We start from the raw sequence: 18,532 nt of genomic DNA, 5'->3' as shown, positions 1-18,532 counted from the left end.
GGCGGCGCCCCGTTCGTCGGTTTCCCGCCCCGTGGAAGCGGCGCGCGCACTCTCTAGGCTCGACGTATGGCTTCGGAACACGACCTCACCCACCTGGACGAGTCCGGTGCGGCGCGCATGGTGGACGTGGCAGGCAAGGAACGCGGCACCCGGCTGGCGGTGGCCACGGGAACACTGCGCACCACCGCCGAGGTGATGACGCGGCTGCGACAGCGGGACCTGCCGAAGGGCGACGCGCTGGCCACCGCGCGCGTCGCGGGGATCATGGCGGCCAAACGCACTCCGGACCTGGTTCCGCTGTGCCATCCGATCGCCCTCGCCGGGGTGGAGGTGGAGTTCGAGACCGGCGAGGCCGAGGTACGGATCACCGCGACCGTGCGCACCACCGACCGCACCGGGGTGGAGATGGAGGCGTTGACGGCGGTCAGCGGTGCGGGACTGGCGCTGCACGACATGATCAAGGCCGTGGACCCGGCGGCGGTGCTCGACGGGGTGCGGGTGGAACGCAAGGAGGGCGGCAAGACCGGGGTGTGGACCCGGGACGAGGCACGGGGATGATGTGGTGCGCAAGGACACGCCGGTCGTCGTGCGGACCGGTACGGAGGTTGCCATGACCGAACGACACGCCCGTGTGATAGCCGCTTCGAACCGCGCCGCCGAGGGGGTCTACGAGGACCGCACCGGCCCCCTCATCGTCTCCTGGCTGCGCGAACGCGGCTTCACCGTGCCCGAGCCCGAGGTGGTGCCCGACGGGGAGCCCGTGGCGGCGGCGCTGCGTTCCGCGCTGGAACACGAGGTGGAGCTGGTGCTGACCACGGGAGGAACGGGGATCTCCCCGACCGACCGCACCCCGGAGGTCACCGAGCGGCTGCTCGACTTCCCCGTCCCCGGCCTCGCCGACGCGGTGCGCACCGCCGGGTTGCCCGCCGTGCCCACCGCCGTGCTCTCGCGGGGCGTCGCCGGGGTCGCCGGCCGCACGCTGGTGGTCAACCTGCCCGGATCCCGGGGCGGGGTGCGGGACGGCCTGGACGTGTTGGACGGGGTGCTGGAGCACGCCCTCGACCAGCTCGCCGGTGCGGACCACTCCCGTGGGACGGCCGGTTCCGAGACCGTCGGTGCGGGCTCGGCCGAGGTGGTGCGGGCCGCGATGACCGACCGGGACGTCGACGTGGCGCTGCTGGAACGTGAGGTCGCGCACCGGGCGGCGGGTGCGGTGGTCGGATTCGGCGGGGCCGTGCGGGACCACGACGGCGGACGCGGGGTGCGGGAGCTGGAGTACACCGCTCACCCGTCCGCGGACGAGGTGGTCCGGGAGGTGGCCGCCGACGTGGCGTCCCGTTCGGACGGTGTGCGTGCCCTGGCGGTGCAGCACCGCACCGGGGTGCTGGGGATCGGCGACGTGGCCCTGGGCTGTGCCGTGGCGGCCGAGCACCGCAAGCAGGCCTTCGACGCCTGTGCGGAACTGGTGGACGAGGTCAAGCGCAGGCTTCCGGTCTGGAAGCGCCAGGTCTTCGACGACGGGCAGGAGGAGTGGGTCAACTGCCCCTGAGGCGCTGGGAGGGCCCGTACGGGCTATGGGAGGTCACCTTCTCGCTCGGCGGTCCCGGCGGCACGGAAAAACGGGGCCCCGCCGCTGGGGGAAGGCGGCGGGACCCCGGTCTCCGTGGGGCGCGGTCAACGCGCCCGGTCATCCGTACGGATCAGCGGATGTCGAGCTGCTGACCCGGGAAGATGAGGTTCGGGTCGTCGAGCACGTCGGTGTTGCGCTCGAAGATGTCCTGGTAGCTCACACCGAAGCGCTGGCCGATCTCGCTCAGCGTGTCCCCGGACTGGACGGTGTAGTCGGCACCGTTGCTGCGCACGCTGCTCTGCTGCGTGGCCTCGGTCGACTGTTCGGTGGAGCCGCTCTGTTGCTCGGGCTGGCTGGGCTGGCTGGGGGCCGGCTGCTCGTTCTCGTTCGAGGAGCCGCCGGAGACCTCGCCCACGTTGCCGGTGCTGCCGCTGACCCAGTTGGTCTTGGCGGTGCAGGCGGGCCAGGCGCCGGGGCCCTGTGCGGCGAGCACCTTCTTGGCCACCGCGATCTGCTCGGCACGGCTGGCCTGGTGCGCGTTGGAGGCGTACTGGTGACCGCCGAAGGCCTCCCAGGTGGAGGGGGTGAACTGCAGCCCGCCGTAGAAACCGTTGCCGGTGTTGATGTGCCAGTCGCCGCTGGACTCGCACTGGGCCAGTTCGTCCCAGTCGGCCGCGCTGGCCGGTGCGGCCACCGCGAACGGCGAGGCGACCACGGCGCCCGCGATGGCCACGCGGGCGGCGTTACGCGTGAAGCTGGAAGCCTTGCGATGTTTGCCCTTGTAACGAGCCATGTCCCTCTCTCCTGCCGCGCTTGCGGGATTCCTTCCGGAAACGCGGGTGCGTGTTCCGGTGGGTTCCTGGGAACCCGTGGTCCGCGAAAGCTTCGGGGCGCTTTCACGGTTTCCCCGTCCCTGCCCGGTTTCGTTTCGTTCGGGGGTAGGAAGTCCGCCGGGCAGGGATCGGCGCTGCGGACTTCCCGGTTTTTCTTTGGGTTGGTCGGTTCGGGGCCGACCGGTGGGAACAGTACGTAATCAAGCAAGCGAACGGAAACTTAATGGAATGTGATGCTCGTCACAGTAACGTATGGCCCGGGGGGATCGATCAGGGGTGTTTATGCAGCGCACAGCGTTGTTATCAACTTGTTTCCGAGTCGATATCGATCACTCGGGGTGAGGCGTGGGTCACTCCGTTGTTGGGTGATCACATCCGCTGACGCGGCCGTGTTACGTCAGATTCACCATTTTTCGCTTGGCACGCAAGGGAAGGACCGTTTTCGTGGAATCGTTACTCAACGGAGGTTGCCGATCGCTGAGCGCGTTCGAAAACGGTTCATCGGGTGATCCGTCACCCGTCCGGAGAATGCCCGACCTCCGGGCTGGCTCGGATCGCGAGTTGTCCCGCCCTAATCACCCAGAAGAGTGAAGCAAACACGCCGTGACATGGAATCGTGTCGCTGATCGCGAACAGTGCTCGCACTGAACGCGCCCGTGCGGCGAGTCCCACGTCGTGCGGGGAGTCGTCCCGTCGGAACGGACACGCGTTCTACCGCTTCCCGGAACCGTGGGCCGAGCCGTGTCGCCGTCCGCCGCCGCGAGCACACACGGGGGCGCGGACTCCGACGTCAGCTCGGTGGGAACACGACCGACGAACGTCCCGGAGGACCTCAGCCGGTCGGACGGAGAGCGGTTCGCGCTCGAACCACGACGATGATCATAACCGACGACACGCCCGGACGCAGTGCCGGACGCGCCCACTTCCCCCGGAAGGATGTAGCGTTCCCGACATCCGGACGGGATCAGCCACCCGCGAAGGGCGGCAGCACGTCCACCTCGGACCCGTCGCTGACGGGGGCCTTCTCGTCGCGCACCGCCACCCCGTCCACGAGGAAACCGCACGCGGCCACCACCCGGCCGAGTCGTGCGTCGTGGGCGGCCAGCACTTCTCGCAGCACGTCGGAGACCGTGACCCCGGAGTCGACCTCGGCGGGAGCCACCTCGAGGCTCTCCTCGCCGGTACCCGCGGCCGCCCGGGCACCGGCGAAGTACCGCACCAACACCCGGACACCTCCGCTCGGGGAGCGCTCCGAGGAGCCGGTGGCAGCGCCCGCCGCGTGCTCGGGGTGACTCGTGGGGACGTTCCGTTCCGGTTCCACCGTCGACTACCCGCCGATCGAACTCATCGGGCGCGCGGGCTGCACGAAGTCCTCCCGGTCCATGCCGTGCCCGGCGGCCTTGGCCCACATGGTCTCCCGCCACAGCCGGGCGAGTTCGGCGTCGCTCACGCCCTCGCGCAGGGGTTCGCGCAGGTTCGTCTCCGTCTGGGAGAACAGGCACGAGCGCAGCTGGCCGTCGGCGGTGAGCCTGGTGCGGTCGCAGGTGGCGCAGAAGGGTCGGGTGACCGAACCGATCACCCCGACCGTCTCCGGGCCGCCGTCCACCAACCACCGCTCGGCCGGGGCCGAGCCCCGTTCGGCCGTGTGCGGGGTCAGGGAGAACTCCGCGCCGAGCATCTCCAGAACCTCGTCGGCGGTGACCATCTCAGCGCGGTCCCAGGCGTGCTGGGGGTCCAGCGGCATCTGCTCGATGAAACGCAGCTGGTATCCCTGTTCGAGGCAGTAGCGCAGCAGGTCGCAGGCCTCGTGCTCGTTGATTCCGCGCAGCAGCACCGCGTTCACCTTCACCGGTTCCAGGCCGTGCTCCTTGGCCGCGCGCAGCCCCTCCAGCACGTCCTCGAAACGGTCCCGGCGGGTCAGTCGGTGGAAGGTGTCCCGGTCCAGGGTGTCCAGGGAGATGTTCACCCGGTCCAGCCCGCTCTCCGCGAGCCGTCCGGCGAACCTGCCGAGGTTGATCCCGTTGGTGGTCAGCGAGGTCCGGGGGGCCTCGGGCAGGGAGGCGGTCGCGGCGATGATGTCCACCAGGTCCTGCCGCAGTAGCGGCTCCCCACCGGTGAAGCGCACGTTCGTGACCCCCAGCTCGCGCACCGCCAGGGTGATCAGCCGGACCATCTCCTCGGTGTCCAGCATCTCGGAGCGCTTCATCCACGGCAGTCCCTCGGCGGGCATACAGTAGGTGCAGCGCAGGTTGCACTTGTCGATCAGGGATACCCGCAGGTCGGTCGCCACGCGCCCGAAACGGTCGACCAGGTATGGCGTGTCCGGGCGCGTCGACGTGTCGACCGTCCGGCGGGTCACCGGGATGCCCAGGTCCACGGAAGTCACGCCCCGAGCGTAACGGTCCGGGCGGGGGTAATTCGATCGCACACGAGGGTTTTCGTGCGTGTTCTCCCAAGTGATTCGGTCGCCCCGGCGGGGGTTCGGAGGAAGACACGAAAAGCGGATGGAACCGCTCGTGCGGCTCGGCCCCCCTGGATCCGTCGGCATTCGCGGTTTTATTCTCCCACTCGTGCCGCAGTATCGGATCTCCGAAGTCGCCGGCCTGTTGGGCGTCAGCGACGACACCGTCCGCCGCTGGGTGGAGGACGCGCGGCTGCCCGCCGAACAGGGCCCCTCCGGGCGGCTGGTCGTCGAGGGCTCGGTGCTCGCCGAGTTCGCCCGCGACAGGGCCCGGGCCGCCCACGATCCCTCCGGGGTCGAACGTTCGGCCCGCAACCGGTTCGTCGGGCTGGTCACCGAGGTCGTCTCCGACACGGTGATGTCCCAGGTCGAGTTGCAGTGCGGCCCCCACCGGGTGGTCTCGCTGCTCAGCACCGAGGCCGTCGAGGAGCTCGGGCTGCGCCCGGGAGTGCTGGCGGTCGCCGTGGTCAAGTCCACCGCGGTGGTGGTGGAGAAACCCGGGGACGGAACATGACCCGAGCACGCGCGAGGGGCTTCCCGCTGGCGGTGCTGCTGACCGCCGCCCTGGTGGCCTCCGGCTGCGGGGCCGGAACGCGTACCGAGGGCACCACGCTGACGGTGCTGGCCGCCGCCTCGCTGACCGAGTCCTTCCGCGAGATGGGCGAGCGGTTCGAGCGGGCACATCCCGACGTGGAGGTGCGGTTCAACTTCCAGGGATCGGCGCTGCTGGCCGAACGCATCCGACAGGGGGCCGGGGGAGACGTGTTCGCCTCGGCCGACCGGGCCATGATGAACAGAGTGGTGCGCGCGGGCGCCGTCGCGGAGCGACCGCGCACGTTCGCGACCAACCGACTGACCGTGGTGGTGCCGCCGAGCAACCCCGCCGGGGTGCGCGCGTTGTCCGACCTGGCCGCCGAGGACGTGTCCGTGGTCGTGTGCGCCCCGCGGGTGCCGTGCGGTGCCGCCACCGAGCGGGTGGAGACGGTGAGCGGGGTCCGGCTGAACCCCGTGAGCGAGGAGAACGACGTCAAGGACGTGCTGCACAAGGTCGAGGTCGGGGAGGCCGACGCCGGGCTGGTCTACGTCACCGACGCCGAAGCCGCCGGGGACAAGGTGCGCACAGTGGACTTTCCCGCCTCCGAGCGGGTGACCAACGAGTACCCCCTCGCCACGCTGGAGGCGGCCGAACACCCGGACACGGCCGAGGCCTTCGTCGAGTTCGTACGCGGTGACCGGGGACGTCGGATCCTGCGCGAGTACGGGTTCGGAACCCCGTGAGCGGACGGTGCCGTATGAGCAGCGTGCTGCGCCCGCGACGCCGGAAAGGCGCGGAACGACCCGTCGGAACCCCCCTGCCGCTGTGGTTGCCCGCCGGGGGCGCCCTGGCCCTGATCCTGCTTCCGGTGCTCGGGCTGTTCGCCCGCGTCGACCCGGCGCGACTGCCCGCGTTGCTGACCAGCCCGGCCGCGTTGAGCGCGCTGCGGCTGTCGCTGCGCACGGCGGTGCTGGCCACGGGGGTGTCCGTGCTCCTCGGCGGCCCGCTGGCGGTGGTGCTGGCCCGCTCCCGTATCCCGGGGAAGCGGCTGCTGCGGGGGGCGGTGCTGCTCCCGCTGGTGCTGCCACCGGTGGTGGGCGGGCTTGCGCTGCTGTACCTGCTCGGACGCACCGGACCCGTGGGGGCGGTGCTGGAGCAGTGGTTCGGTCTGACCGTGCCCTACACCACCACCGCCGTGGTGCTGGCCCAGACCTTCGTGGCCATGCCGTTCCTGGTGGTGAGTCTGGAGGGGGCCCTGCGTGCCGCCGGGACCGAGCACGAGCGCATGGCGGCCACTCTGGGCGCGGGGCCGTGGCTGACCTTCCGACGCGTCACCCTGCCGATGGTGCTGCCCGCCCTCGTGTCCGGGCTGGTGCTGACCTTCGCCCGCGCGCTCGGCGAGTTCGGCGCGACCATCACCTTCGCCGGAAGCCTGCGCGGCACCACCAGGACACTGCCGCTGGCCGTCTACACCGAGGCGCAGGCCGACGTGGACGCGGCGGTGGCGATGTCCCTGCTGCTGGTGGCGATAGCCCTGCTGGTCATCGTCGTCGCACGACCGAGGGCGGTGGGCTGAGGTGAGCGAGGTGGCCCGGATGGAAGCGGGACCCTCCACCGGCGAGGGGTTGTCCGCCGAGGTGCGGCTGCGCCGCCCCGGCTTCGAGCTGGACGTGACCTGCGCGGTGCGTCCGGGGGAGGTGCTGGCGGTGCTCGGGCCCAACGGCGCGGGCAAGTCGACGCTGCTGGGCACGCTGACCGGCTCGGTACTGCCCGAACACGGCAGGGTGGCGCTGGACGGCCGGGTGTGGCTGGACACGCGGCGCGGGGTGGACCTGCCCACCCACCGGCGCCGTGTGGGGCTGCTGGCCCAGCGGCCCACGCTGTTCCCGCACCTGTCGGTGTTGGAGAACGTCGCCTTCGGCCCCCGGGCGGGCGGTGACCGCGCCCGGCGGGCCCGTGCGATCGCGCGGGAGTGGCTCGACCGGCTCGACGTCGCCGAGCTCGCCGGGCGGGCTCCGGCCCGGCTGTCCGGGGGACAGGCCCAGCGGGTCGCGTTGGCGCGGGCACTGGCCGCCGACCCCGAGGTGCTGCTGCTGGACGAGCCGCTGTCCGCGCTGGACGTGGACACGGCACCCGCGATGCGCGGGTTGCTGCACCGCGTGCTGGGGGCCCAGCGCACCCCCTGTGTGCTGGTGACCCACGACGTGCTGGACGCGGTGGTGCTGGCCGACCGGGTGCTGGTGCTCGACGGGGGCGGTGTGGTGGAGCGGGGCGAGACCGGGCGGGTGCTGGCCCGTCCCCGCACCTCGTTCACCGCGCGCATCGCCGGGCTGAACCTGGTCCGGGGCACCGCCGTGGCCGAGGGGGTCGAGGTGGACGGCGTCACCGTCCGCGGCGGCACGGCCGAACCCGTCGAACCGGGCGAACCGGCGGCGGCCGTCTTCGCCCCCTCGGCGGTCGCGGTGCACCGCGCCGCCCCGGAGGGCAGCCCCCGCAACGTGGTGGAGGTGCGGCTGCTCGGTCTCGAACCGCGCGGGGACACCGTCCGCCTGCGTGCCGAGACCGAGGCGGGGGACGAGGCAGTCCCCCTGACGGCGGAGGTGACCCCGGCCGCCGTGGCCGAACTCGCTCTGAAGCCCGGTGACCGGGTGTTCTTCGCCGTCAAGGCCACCGAGGTGGCTGTCCATCCGCTGTCCGTTGGATGATCGAGGGCGTGACTGACGAGGTATCTCCCTGGACCTATCTGATGGACATGGACGGTGTGCTCGTGCACGAGGAGCACATGGTCCCCGGAGCGGACGCCTTCCTGAACGAGCTTCGGGAACACGGCCTGCCGTTCATGGTGTTCACGAACAACTCCGTGTACACCAGACGGGACCTGCGGGCGCGACTGATGCGCAGCGGACTGGACGTGCCGGAGTCGGCGATCTGGACCTCCGCGCTGGCCACGGCGCAGTTCCTGGACAAGCAGCGACCGGGAGGCTCCGCCTATGTGGTGGGCGAGTCCGGGCTGACCACGGCGTTGCACAACATCGGCTACGTGCTCACCGACCGCGACCCGGACTACGTGGTGCTCGGTGAGACCCGCACCTACAGCTTCGAGGCGATCACCAAGGCCATCCGGCTGGTGGAGGGCGGGGCGCGTTTCATCGCCACCAACCCGGACGAGAAGAGCCCCAGCCGGGAGGGCACGCTGCCCGCCACGGGCGCGGTCGCCGCGCTGATCGAGCGGGTCACCGGACACGATCCCTACTACGTGGGCAAGCCGAACCCGCTGATGATGCGCTCGGCCCTGCGCGAGCTGCGGGCCCACTCGGAGAACACCCTGATGATCGGTGACCGCATGGACACCGACGTGCGTTCCGGACTGGAGTCCGGTTTGCAGACGATCCTGGTGCTGTCGGGGATCTCCGGCAGGCACACGGCCGAGCTGTTCCCGTACCGGCCCACGCGCGTGATCGACTCGGTGGCGGACCTGGTCGGCCGGGTGGAACGCCCGTTCGACTGAGGTTCTCCGGCTCCGACGCTCCTCGGCTCCTTCGGCGCGGCGCGGTCCGACCCGGAGGCGGGTCGGTTCAGCGCAGCGGGATCAGGGCGTGGGCGTCGTCGGTGTCCACGATGCGTTTGCCGAGGGGGAACAGCGACACGGGAACGAGCTTGAAACTGGCGATCCCGAGCGGGATACCGATGATCGTCACGCACAGGGCGATCCCGCTGAGGATGTGGCCCAGAGCCAGCCACCAGCCGGCGAGGATCACCCACAGCACGTTGCCGATCGCCGAGAACACCCCCGCGTCGTGCTCCTCGACGAGCTGCCTGCCGAACGGCCACAGCGCGAAGTTGGCCATGCGGAACGAGGCGATGCCGAAGGGGATACCGATGATCGTCACGCACAGCAGGATCCCGGCGAAGGCGTAGCCGATCGCCATCCAGAGTCCGCTGAGCACGAGCCAGACGATGTTGAACAACAGCCGCATGGCACCACTCTGCCAGCGGCAGGGGGGACACGACTCGGGGAAGTCCCCGATTCGTCCCCGACGGGCTCAGGCGTGCAGGCTGCCGTGCAGCACCGTGACCGCGTTGCCCGCCAGCTTCACCCGCTGCCTGCGCAGGCGGAGGCGCAGGCTGCCCCCGCGCGGGGAGGCCTGTTCGGCGTACAGGTCGGTGCGGCCGAGCTGTTCGGCCCACCAGGGGGCCAGCGCGCAGTGCGCGGAGCCGGTCACCGGGTCCTCCGGAACTCCCACCGCCGGGGCGAAGAACCGGCTGACGATGTCCACACCGGGGCGGTCGCCCCGGGCGGTGACGGTGACGCCGCGTACGGGCAGGCGGGCCAGGGCGTCGGTGTCCGGACTCAGCCCACGCACCAGGGCGGCCTCGGAGAGCTGCACGACCAGGTCGGTGCCGTCGTCGGCGACGTGTTCGACGGCGTCCGGCGGGAGTTCGCCCAGCGCGGGGACCACCTCGGAGTCGTCGGTGGGGGCGAAACCTCGGGCGGGGAAGTCCAGTTCGACCAGGCCGTGCTCGTCGGACGAGCAGGTGAGTTCGCCGCTGCGGGTGGTGAACCGCTGTTCGCCTCCGAGCACGTGCGCGGCGGCCAGGGTCGCGTGCCCGCAGAGGTCGACCTCGGTGGTGGGGGTGAACCAGCGCAGCGGTTTGGGCGCCTCGCCCCCGCCGCCGGTGACGACGAAGGCGGTCTCCGAGTGTTTGAACTCCGCGGCCACCGAGCGCATCCAGCCTTCCTCGGCGGGCTCGTCCAGCAGCACCACCCCGGCGGGGTTGCCGCTGAAGGCCTCGGAGGTGAAGGAGTCGACGAGGTAGGCATCCACGGCGGCGATGTTAGTCGCCGGGTTGTGGCGCGTCACTCGGGTTTTCGTCGCGCCCCGTCGCCGTACCGGCCTCCACGGCCGGTGGAGGTCGTGCCGGCTGTACACCGTCACCCGGACACGTCTGTCCGAACAGGGCCGTTCCCGTTCCGGGGGCCACCTCGAACAGCTCCACCGGCTGGCTTTCGGGGAATGACCTCGTAGCGGGGAAACCCCGCGAACAGGGGGTTGGTGCGGTCATGCCTTGCGACGGGTTTCCTCGCGTGAGTCGCTTTTTCTCCGGGAAGCGGCAGATATTTCCCGAAGTGTGGGAAGTGAGGAATCCTTCCCGCATTCTGTTTCTCGTTCCCGTCTCGTGCGCCGCCGTTTGTCCGATTGTCGGTTCCGTGCCTCTGGCGTGGGGCTGATGTGTTTCCGGGAGGGGTGTGACCGGCGGATTCGTTCCTCGGGCGTGCGAACCGCCGTCCGGAGAAACCGGGTTCACGTGGTGGTAACCGTTTCGTTCGAATGGCTGTGTGCGTGCTCACCCGTGACGGGTGGGCTATTGCGCCGTCCGGAGGTTACTGGTGAGTTGTCACTGAGGATTCCTTCCGGGGTGGTCTGTCGGAACCACGCACTCCGTGTGGGCCGAGGTATTCCGGCGGCCGGCAGGAACCGCTCCGCGGGGATTCCCGGCCCTCCGTGGAGTCTTTCCGGAATGTCCGATTCGCAACGTTCGTTTGTTTTCGGTGCTTTCCGGTGAAGCTTCCGCGACGGTGACGCGTCCACTGAGAGGAGCTGCGGATGGTTTCCTCCACCGTCAGCACGACACCCCCGGAACACACCCCGCCGTCACGGCGCGGAAGGCGGTGGATCCTGCCGATCCTGCTGGTCCTCGGCTGGCTGGTGCTCGGCGTGGTCGGTGGTCCGTTCCTCGGCAAACTCAACGAGGTCCAGCGCAACGACGACGCCTCGTTCCTACCGGCCAACTCGGAGGCCACCCGCGTCGTCGAACTGCGGAAGCGGTTCGCCGAGCGCGACGTCCGCCCCGCCGTGGTGGTCTTCGAACGCCCTTCGGGACTCACATCCCGGGACAGGCAAGCCATCCGCCAGCGGGTCGAGGCGCTGAACGAGATGAGCGGTCTGGAGGGGTCCGTGTCGCCTCCCGTTCCGTCCGAGGACGGCCAGGCCGCCCGGGTGCTGGTTCCGGTCTCCGGGAAGGATCCCTTCGCGGCGGGCAGGATCGGTCAGGAAGTGTCCACGGTGGCCTCGCGGGAACTGCCCTCGGGGCTGGAGGCCAACGTGACGGGCCCAGCCGGTTACGGCGCGCAGATGGCCGAGGTCTTCTCCGGCATCGACGGCAGGCTGCTGGTCGTCACCGCCGTCCTCGTCGCGGTCATTCTGGTCGTGGTGTACCGCAGCCCGCTGTTGCCCCTGATCGTGCTCGTGGGCGCCGGACTTGCCCTGGCCCTGGCGTCGATGACCGTCTACCCCCTGGCCAAGAACGAGGTGGTCAACCTCAACGGCCAGACCCAGGGCATCCTGCTCATCCTCGTCTTCGGCGCCGGTACCGACTACGCCCTGCTGCTGGTCGCACGTTACCGCGAGGAGCTGACGCGTCACGGCACGGCCCGGGCGGCGATGCGGCGTGCCCTGCGCGCCTCGGTGGAACCGATCGCGGCCTCGGCGGGCACCGTGATCGCCGGGATGCTGTGCATGCTGTTCAGCGAACTCGGATCCAACCGGGGTTTGGGGCCGATCGCCGCGATCGGCATCGCCGCCGCGCTGCTGGCCTCCCTGACTTTCCTGCCCGCGACGCTGGTGTTGTTCGGACGCTCGGCGTTCTGGCCCTTCCGGCCCGAACAGCGCGTCGAGTCGGACGGCACGGACGAGCAGCCGCGACGCGTGACGCTGTGGCACAGGGTGGCGGGCGCGGTGGGTGGGCGCCCGCGCCGAACGTGGACCGTCACCGCCGCCGTCCTGCTGGTCGCCGCGGCCTTCGCCCCCCAACTGCACGCCGACGGGGTGTCCCAGCGCGAGACCTTCCTCGGCGAGGTGGAGGCCGTCGTCGGGCAGGAGGCGTTGGACGAGCACTTCCCCGACAGCGGTGGCACCGGCACACCCGCCGTCATCATCGCCGATGCCGACCACGCCCGGCAGGTCGTCGAGGTCGCCGAGGGCGTGGACGGGGTCGAGGAGGTGAGGCTGAGGCCCCTCGGCCCGGAGAGTCCGGAGCAGCCGAAGGTGGTCGAGGGGATGGTCGAGGTGAACGCCACGCTGCGGGACCCGGCCGACTCCGAGGCCGCCGTGGACACCGTGCGGCGGCTGCGTGCGGCGGTGCACGCCGTTGACGGTGCCGAGGCCAAGGTGGGCGGGCAGACGGCCAACCAGCTCGAAGTGCGTCAGACCGCCGTCCACGACCGGTCGGTGATCATCCCGTTGGTGCTGGTGGTCATCTTCGTGCTGCTGGTGCTGCTGTTGCGGGCCGTGGTCGCGCCGCTGCTGCTGATCGCCACGGTGGTGTTGTCGTTCGCGGCCACGCTGGGCGTCGGCGGGCTGGTCTTCGAGCACCTGCTGGGTTTCCCGGGAGCCGATCCCTCGGTGCCGTTGTACGCGTTCGTGTTCCTCGTGGCGTTGGGCATCGACTACAACATCTTTCTGATGACCCGCGTTCGGGAGGAAAGCCTCCACCGCGGCACCCGGGAGGGGACCCTGCACGGCCTGACGGTGACCGGCGGTGTGATCACCTCGGCCGGGGTGGTGCTCGCCGCGACCTTCGCCGCGCTGGGCGTGCTGCCGGTCCTGTTCATGGTCCAGATCGCGATCCTGGTCGCCTTCGGTGTCCTACTGGACACGCTTGTGGTGCGTTCGCTGCTGGTCCCGGCGCTCACCGTCGACATCGGCCGCCGCGTCTGGTGGCCCAGCCGACTCGGCCGTTGAGCGGATCATGGCTGCCAGCACACTCCCCACGGCCGTGACCAGCGCGGCCACCAGCAGACTGGTGTGCAGCCCTTCCAGGAAGGCCTGCCGCCCGGCGGCGGTGAGCGCGGCGGTCACGGACTCCGTGGTCGCGGGCGGCACCGGCACCGTTCCCTGCGCGATGTCACCGGTGTTGTCCAGCGTCCGCCGGACGAGATCCTCGGGTAGCGCGGCGTGTTCGAGTTCGGCGGGCAGCACCTCACCCACCCGCCACGACAGCACCGCTCCGAGGACGCCGATGCCGAGTACACCGCCGAGCTGGCTGACCGTCTGCTGCACGGCCGAGGCCAGGCCGGACAGCGCGGTGGGCGCCACACCGATGATGGCCTGCGTCCCGGCGACCAGCGCGATTCCGGCCCCGGTCCCGCCGAGCAGCGCGATCGGGGTGAACCCGGCCAGCGTGGTTTCGCCATCCACCATGGACAAACCGGCCAGTGTCACCACGACCAGGGCCATGCCGGCCAGGGCCGGACGGGGCGCACCGAACCGTGTGGTCAGCACACCACCCAGCGGGGCACTGAGCACGACCACGGCGGACAGGGGCAACAGCCAGAGGCCGGCGGCCACCGGATCCAGCCCGCGCAGGTTCTGTAGGTACAGCGTCAGCACGAACAACAGCCCGTAGATCGCGAAGTAGCTCGCGGTGACCAGTAGCACGCCGAACCCGATTCCGGGAAGCCGCAGCACGGCCCGCACGGGCGGACGTTGTGCTCCGTCCCCGCGGGACTCGGCGGCGCTCCACCGGCCCAGCAGGGCGGTGACCAGCGTGAGCGGCAGGTTGAGCAGGAACACGGCGGGCCAACCGAAATGCTCGACGATGGTGCCGGCGATGATCGGCCCTCCCGCCGCCGAGGCCGCGGTGGCGGCGGTGAGCACGCCGATGGCCGGATTCAGCCGGGGTGGAGGGAAGGTCACGCGCAGCAACGCCATCGCGGCCGGTTGCATGAGAGCTCCGGCCAGCCCCTGCGCGGCCCGCAGCGTGATCAGCATCGTGGCGCTGGTGGCCAGGGCGATGGGCAGGGACAGCAGGCCGAACAGCGCCACCCCGAGAACGAACCCCCGCCGGTGCCCGAGGCGGTCGACGAACCGTCCCGCCGGCAACAACCCCACCGCCAGGGCCACGAGGTAGGAGTTGGTGATCCACTGTAGCTGGGTCGGGCTCGCGTGCACGGTCTGCGCGATGTTCGGCGCGGCGATCACCACGGCCGTGCCGTCCAGCCCGGCCAGGACGCCGCTGATCGAGACCGCCAACAGCAGCCACCGGGACCGCTTCGCCGGGCGCGAATGTCGCATTTCGGTCATACGAATCCTTTCGCCGTATTCGCGAAAGACAATAGGGTGTCCCTACTCCTCGTCACATCATGCACGGAGCGTGGGGGTATTTCCTATGAAGTGTGTCTCACGGAACGGGTGACCAGAATATGGAATACCTTGACACGGCGGGTTTACCTTATGGCTAATTGTTTGTTTATTTTCTGAGAAGATGATCTGGTGCTCTGATTCACACGTTTTCTTGGTTGCGTCTCGATGTGGCCCTTGACTAGTCTTCGGTTATCCGGTGAAAACGAAACACAAAGGGTGACGAATCCCAAGATCACATTATTCGACCAAGATCGTTTTCTCGTTCCTCCGGAGGAGCGGTTCCGCGTTCAGGCGGTGAGTGCCGTCCGGTGAGAAAACGTTTACCGAGTCCTGTTCCATCGGGGGCGAAATGACTCTCCCAGTCATGACTCGCTCGGCGACCGAAGCCGAGTGGCGCATTATATTCGCAGTTCACGGGCGTGTGGTTGGTGTTTCGTTCCCGCGATGTCCCCGCAGGAACGAATTCAACAGCACCACGGAACTCTTTGATTCGACGCGGGAAACGAGATGAAGCTCACCGAGATATCGCAATACGACGCGCGAACCGGACGTGTTTCCGAGTGGAGACTGCACCCGTCCACACTCGCCGCGGCCGAAGAAACGGGAATCGACTCCCGTCCACCCTCCTATCTGCAGGAGGCACACGTTCGCACGGCCGCGATGAACCGTCAGCGTGGCGTCGAGGAACCGACATGGCTGGCGACCGCCTTCGACATCTCCGGCGGCGCCGACCCGGACGCCCTGGAAATGGCCTTCCGGAGCTGGATCGACCGGCACGAAACCCTTCGCAGCGGTTTTCGCGAGTCCGACGGAGAATTGCTGCGTTTCACCCTGGAAACGGAGCGGATAGCGTTCCAGCGAGTCGAGATCGGCGACTTCGTCGAGCAGGAGGAGTTGCACCGCTACCTGGAGGACCGGTTCGACGAGTCGACCGATCCGCTGGACTGGCCGTGCTACCTGTTCGTGACCGTGGACCACGAGGAGGCGACCACGGTCTACATGGCCTTCGACCACACCAACGTCGACGGCTACTCGATCAGCCTGATCGCCCACGAGATCCAGGAGCTCTACCGCGCCGCCGCCGTCGGCGACCGGGCCCAGCTGCTCGACGTCGGCAGCTACGTCGACTTCGCCGACGCCGAACGCTCCCGAGCGGCCGAGCTCGACACCGAGCACGAGGACGTCCGGCGCTGGCGGGAGTTCGTGGAGCCCGCGGACTGGCAGCTGCCCGCCTTCCCACTGGATCTGGGGCTGGCACCGCAGGACTCGGTCATCATGCCGCGGCAGAGCGGGGTGTGCGAGTGGCTGCTGGATCCCGACGAGGCCAACACCTTCGAGACGGCCTGCGAGGAAGGCGGCTCGAACTTCTTCAGCGGCGTTCTGGCCGCCACCGGGATCGCCGCCTGCGAACTCGGCGACCAGGACGTCTACCGCACGCTCGTTCCCTTCCACACGCGTTCGCAGCCGCAGTGGTGGGCCTCGCTGGGGTGGTACGTCGGGCTGGCGCCGGTGGAGCTTCCGGCGACACAGGAGGGTGATTTCCACGCCTTCGCCCGTGGGGCGCGGGAGACGGTGCGGTCGGTGAGGTCCATGGCCGAGGTGCCCTTGGCGCGGGTGTGCGAACTGTTCGAAGTCCTGCTGCGTCCGGTGTTCCTGGTGTCCTACATCGACGGCAGGCTCGTTCCCGGCGCCGACCGCTGGGACGAGTGGAACGCGCACGCCTTCGGCAAGGTCTCACGCGGCGACGGGGTGTTCGTGTGGATCAACCGCACCCAGGACGGCGTGTACGTCACGGCCCGGTACCCGGCCACCGAACTCGGGCACAAGAACGTGCTGCGTTTCCTCGCGCGCACCGGCGAGATCCTCACCACGGTCGCCCAGGACGGTGACTACGTTCCCCTGCTGGCCGGACCCCGGTGAACCACGGAGCACAACCGAACGAGGCGGTCGCGGATTCGCGGGTCAGCGCGTACGCCCGCACGTGCGGGGAGGGCACCGAGCTGTGGGTATCGAGCCCCTCCTGCGTCCACCGTTTCGGTTCTCGGTACGGCAACGGGTTCTGCGCCCGGCACCATGTCGGGCGCAGAACCCGCGTCACGGGGCGCGATGGCTTCCGCCGCCGCAGCTCACGGCGACTGGCCGGAGGGAGCACCCCGACCGCGCTGTCCCTTCTCGGGGGACTCCGGGCCGGAGAACACGACCTCCGGGTAGTGCGGGGACGGCCCCTCGAACAGTGGCGAGGATTCACCGGCCAGGTGTTCTCGCACGAAGGCCGTGACGTAGGCCCGGGTGATCAGGACCGAACGGAGCGACGGGAGCCTGTCCCGGTCGCTCTGGCCGGTATCGGTGGGTAGCTCGTCGCGGAGCCCGAGCTGGTCGATCAGAACCGGCCAGTCGGTGAAGGAGGAATGGCCGGTGCCGCGCACCAGCAGAAACCGTTTCCATCCCGCCAGCCGCGACCACGTCCGGCGCCACGAAGGGTCGAAGTCGGGCTGTTCCAGCCGCCGAGCGTTCCCCAGCAGCAGTACCGGAGCCCGTGTACCGGCCAGCGAGTCGGGGTCGTGGATCGTGCCGTCCATGTTCACCCCGGCCCGCACCCGGGGATCCTCGTACGCCGCCTGGACCGCCGCGGCACCTCCGATCGAGTGGCCGAGCACGGCGATCGCCGAACCGTCGACGACACGTGCTCCCGACCAGACCGACCCGGGGCCGACCAGCGCCTCCAGCACCAGGCGGAAGTCGGCCACCCGGCTGAGCACCACGCGTTGCAGTTCATGGTGTTCGTCGAACCCGCACGGCACCGGCTTGGCGCACTCCGTGACCCGGCCGTCGGGGAACTCCACCGGCGCCTCGTAGGTGTGATCCACCCCGGCAACGACCGTCCCCTGGCTGGCCAGTTCCTCGGCTGTCGCCGTCACCGCCGCACGTGGATTGCCGAAACCGGGGGAGAGCACCACCAACGGCCACGGCCCCGGTCGGGGCGAGGCCTCCGGTCCGGAGTTGGTGTGCACCCTGCTCAACGCCGTCGGCGGAACCGGTATCTCCGCCGTCTCCGCGACCAACTCGGAGACCGCCGGGGAGACGTACGGCGCCGAGGTGCCCTCCCACGGCAGCGCCGGATACCACACTGACACCATGACGCGACGATTCCCGGAACGAGGGCGCCACGGGTCGATACGATCCCTGTCCACCAGCGACAACACACTGCGTCCGACCGGACAGGGGCCGGTGGGGGTGGGCAGCCACGGTCGGATTCCGGACGCCGCCGAGGTGTCGGCACCGGCTCGTCCGGGAAGACCCGCCGAGGCTGCCGACGCCGCGGCGGGCGCGAACAGCATCGACGTCAGCGCGCGTCGCCGTGTGACCCCCGAGCCTGAACAGTTCCACACACGGGTCACCGTGTCACGGTGCCGTGCCACCAACAACACCACTACTCCGTCCGCGTGAGACCCGGTCCGAACAGGACCGCCTGGGACGACGACGGGAAGTGATTCGTTCCACCGTGTCGTGGACAGACGCTCCGCTGGTGGAGTTCGACTCGGAAACGAGCGCCGCCGCCACAGGTCATCGGCAACGGACCGGTTGCTCGTCCTCGCGGTGTTCTCGTTCGTGCCGGGCCGTCGCCGGATACGCGAACCTGGCTGGCCGGTCCCGGTGTGGAGATCCCCACCGATGGGGGCGGGTGAAAGGTCGTGCGGACCGTGGGAGCGGGGCGGCTGATTTTGCCTGAAATCGGTTCCCCGGTGTGTGGGGGCCAGCGTCTTTGGTTGATGGGGAGTACATGGACATGGTCGAGGGGGTGCGTCCGCGTTGTCCGCCGACGATCCGATCAACATCCAGTACACCTCCGGAACCACGGGTTTTCCCAAGGGGGCGACGTTGTCGCACCACAACATCCTGAACAACGGGTTCTTCGTCGGCGAGCTGTGCGGTTACACCGAGCGGGACCGGGTGGCGATCGCGCCGCCCTTCTACCACTGCTTCGGCATG

The 18,532-nt window shown here is 69.8% G+C and carries 17 protein-coding genes and 1 pseudogene; 11 read left to right on the top strand and 7 right to left on the bottom strand.

The window, feature by feature from the left end; all coding sequences use genetic code 11:
* Window positions 1–66: 66 nt before the first annotated feature.
* On the top strand, window positions 67–558 hold the full coding sequence (gene moaC / locus ACTMO_RS0115845; protein ID WP_019855668.1) for a cyclic pyranopterin monophosphate synthase MoaC: 492 nt from the start codon (window positions 67–69) through the stop codon (window positions 556–558).
* A gap of 52 nt (window positions 559–610) precedes the next feature.
* The gene (locus ACTMO_RS0115840) at window positions 611–1,549 is read left to right on the top strand and encodes a molybdenum cofactor biosynthesis protein MoaE (RefSeq protein ID WP_026449302.1); all 939 of its coding nucleotides are present in this window, start codon (window positions 611–613) and stop codon (window positions 1,547–1,549) included.
* Between the two features lie 151 nt (window positions 1,550–1,700).
* Here the strand turns inward: ACTMO_RS0115840 and ACTMO_RS23950 are convergent, their stop codons facing one another.
* The 3 genes from ACTMO_RS23950 to moaA form a co-directional block, all read right to left on the bottom strand.
* Window positions 1,701–2,363 carry a LysM peptidoglycan-binding domain-containing protein gene (locus ACTMO_RS23950; protein ID WP_019855666.1) on the bottom strand — a complete coding sequence of 221 codons (663 nt, stop codon included), beginning with the start codon at window positions 2,361–2,363 and terminating at the stop codon, window positions 1,701–1,703.
* A 1,004-nt stretch (window positions 2,364–3,367) separates the two neighbouring features.
* Complete coding sequence (locus ACTMO_RS0115830) at window positions 3,368–3,724, bottom strand: MoaD/ThiS family protein (RefSeq protein WP_019855665.1); 357 nt, start codon at window positions 3,722–3,724, stop codon at window positions 3,368–3,370.
* 6 nt (window positions 3,725–3,730) lie between these two features.
* Complete coding sequence (gene moaA / locus ACTMO_RS0115825) at window positions 3,731–4,789, bottom strand: GTP 3',8-cyclase MoaA (protein ID WP_019855664.1); 1,059 nt, start codon at window positions 4,787–4,789, stop codon at window positions 3,731–3,733.
* A 184-nt stretch (window positions 4,790–4,973) separates the two neighbouring features.
* Between moaA and ACTMO_RS0115820 the strand changes: the two genes are divergently transcribed.
* The 5 genes from ACTMO_RS0115820 to ACTMO_RS0115800 are packed head-to-tail and all read left to right on the top strand — an operon-like array spanning window position 4,974 to window position 8,907.
* On the top strand, window positions 4,974–5,378 hold the full coding sequence (locus ACTMO_RS0115820) for a TOBE domain-containing protein (protein WP_026449300.1): 405 nt from the start codon (window positions 4,974–4,976) through the stop codon (window positions 5,376–5,378).
* Window positions 5,375–6,142, top strand: a complete 768-nt coding sequence (modA, locus tag ACTMO_RS0115815) for a molybdate ABC transporter substrate-binding protein (protein WP_019855662.1) — start codon at window positions 5,375–5,377, stop codon at window positions 6,140–6,142. The genes ACTMO_RS0115820 and modA overlap by 4 nt, the downstream gene beginning before the upstream one ends.
* A 14-nt stretch (window positions 6,143–6,156) precedes the next feature.
* Window positions 6,157–6,975, top strand: coding sequence for an ABC transporter permease (locus ACTMO_RS0115810; RefSeq protein WP_019855661.1), 819 nt, complete (start codon window positions 6,157–6,159; stop codon window positions 6,973–6,975).
* 19 nt (window positions 6,976–6,994) lie between these two features.
* Entirely contained in the window at window positions 6,995–8,104 is a 1,110-nt protein-coding gene (locus tag ACTMO_RS0115805; RefSeq protein ID WP_026449299.1) for a sulfate/molybdate ABC transporter ATP-binding protein, read from the top strand.
* A 41-nt stretch (window positions 8,105–8,145) separates the two neighbouring features.
* Entirely contained in the window at window positions 8,146–8,907 is a 762-nt protein-coding gene (locus ACTMO_RS0115800; RefSeq protein ID WP_026449298.1) for an HAD-IIA family hydrolase, read from the top strand.
* Window positions 8,908–8,974: 67 nt separating this feature from the next.
* Here the strand turns inward: ACTMO_RS0115800 and ACTMO_RS0115795 are convergent, their stop codons facing one another.
* Window positions 8,975–9,376 carry a YccF domain-containing protein gene (locus ACTMO_RS0115795; protein ID WP_019855658.1) on the bottom strand — a complete coding sequence of 134 codons (402 nt, stop codon included), beginning with the start codon at window positions 9,374–9,376 and terminating at the stop codon, window positions 8,975–8,977.
* A 66-nt stretch (window positions 9,377–9,442) separates the two neighbouring features.
* Window positions 9,443–10,261 carry a PhzF family phenazine biosynthesis protein gene (locus ACTMO_RS0115790; RefSeq protein ID WP_019855657.1) on the bottom strand — a complete coding sequence of 273 codons (819 nt, stop codon included), beginning with the start codon at window positions 10,259–10,261 and terminating at the stop codon, window positions 9,443–9,445.
* Between the two features lie 744 nt (window positions 10,262–11,005).
* Here ACTMO_RS0115790 and ACTMO_RS0115780 point away from each other — a divergent pair.
* A complete protein-coding gene (locus tag ACTMO_RS0115780; protein ID WP_019855655.1) occupies window positions 11,006–13,141 on the top strand; it encodes an MMPL family transporter in 2,136 nt (711 codons plus the stop codon).
* Here ACTMO_RS0115780 and ACTMO_RS0115775 read toward each other — a convergent pair.
* Window positions 13,046–14,482, bottom strand: coding sequence for an MFS transporter (locus ACTMO_RS0115775; RefSeq protein WP_026449296.1), 1,437 nt, complete (start codon window positions 14,480–14,482; stop codon window positions 13,046–13,048). The two genes, ACTMO_RS0115780 and ACTMO_RS0115775, sit on opposite strands and share 96 nt — an antisense overlap.
* 567 nt (window positions 14,483–15,049) lie before the next feature.
* Between ACTMO_RS0115775 and ACTMO_RS0115765 the strand changes: the two genes are divergently transcribed.
* Window positions 15,050–16,462: a condensation domain-containing protein gene (locus ACTMO_RS0115765; RefSeq protein WP_019855651.1), complete on the top strand. Its 1,413-nt coding sequence runs from the start codon at window positions 15,050–15,052 to the stop codon at window positions 16,460–16,462.
* Between the two features lie 206 nt (window positions 16,463–16,668).
* Here ACTMO_RS0115765 and ACTMO_RS23315 read toward each other — a convergent pair whose 3' ends face one another.
* The gene (locus tag ACTMO_RS23315; RefSeq protein WP_169509071.1) at window positions 16,669–17,679 is read right to left on the bottom strand and encodes an alpha/beta hydrolase family protein; all 1,011 of its coding nucleotides are present in this window, start codon (window positions 17,677–17,679) and stop codon (window positions 16,669–16,671) included.
* Here ACTMO_RS23315 and ACTMO_RS23310 point away from each other — a divergent pair.
* On the top strand, window positions 17,678–17,989 hold the full coding sequence (locus ACTMO_RS23310) for a hypothetical protein (protein WP_169509070.1): 312 nt from the start codon (window positions 17,678–17,680) through the stop codon (window positions 17,987–17,989). The genes ACTMO_RS23315 and ACTMO_RS23310 overlap by 2 nt on opposite strands.
* Before the next feature lie 357 nt (window positions 17,990–18,346).
* Window positions 18,347–18,532: pseudogene (locus tag ACTMO_RS0115755) on the top strand (AMP-binding protein); the annotation flags it as partial.

The sequence above is a fragment of the Actinopolyspora mortivallis DSM 44261 genome (genome assembly GCF_000384035.1).
Taxonomy (GTDB): domain Bacteria; phylum Actinomycetota; class Actinomycetes; order Mycobacteriales; family Pseudonocardiaceae; genus Actinopolyspora; species Actinopolyspora mortivallis.
This window is presented reverse-complemented; position numbering and strand designations above follow the sequence as displayed.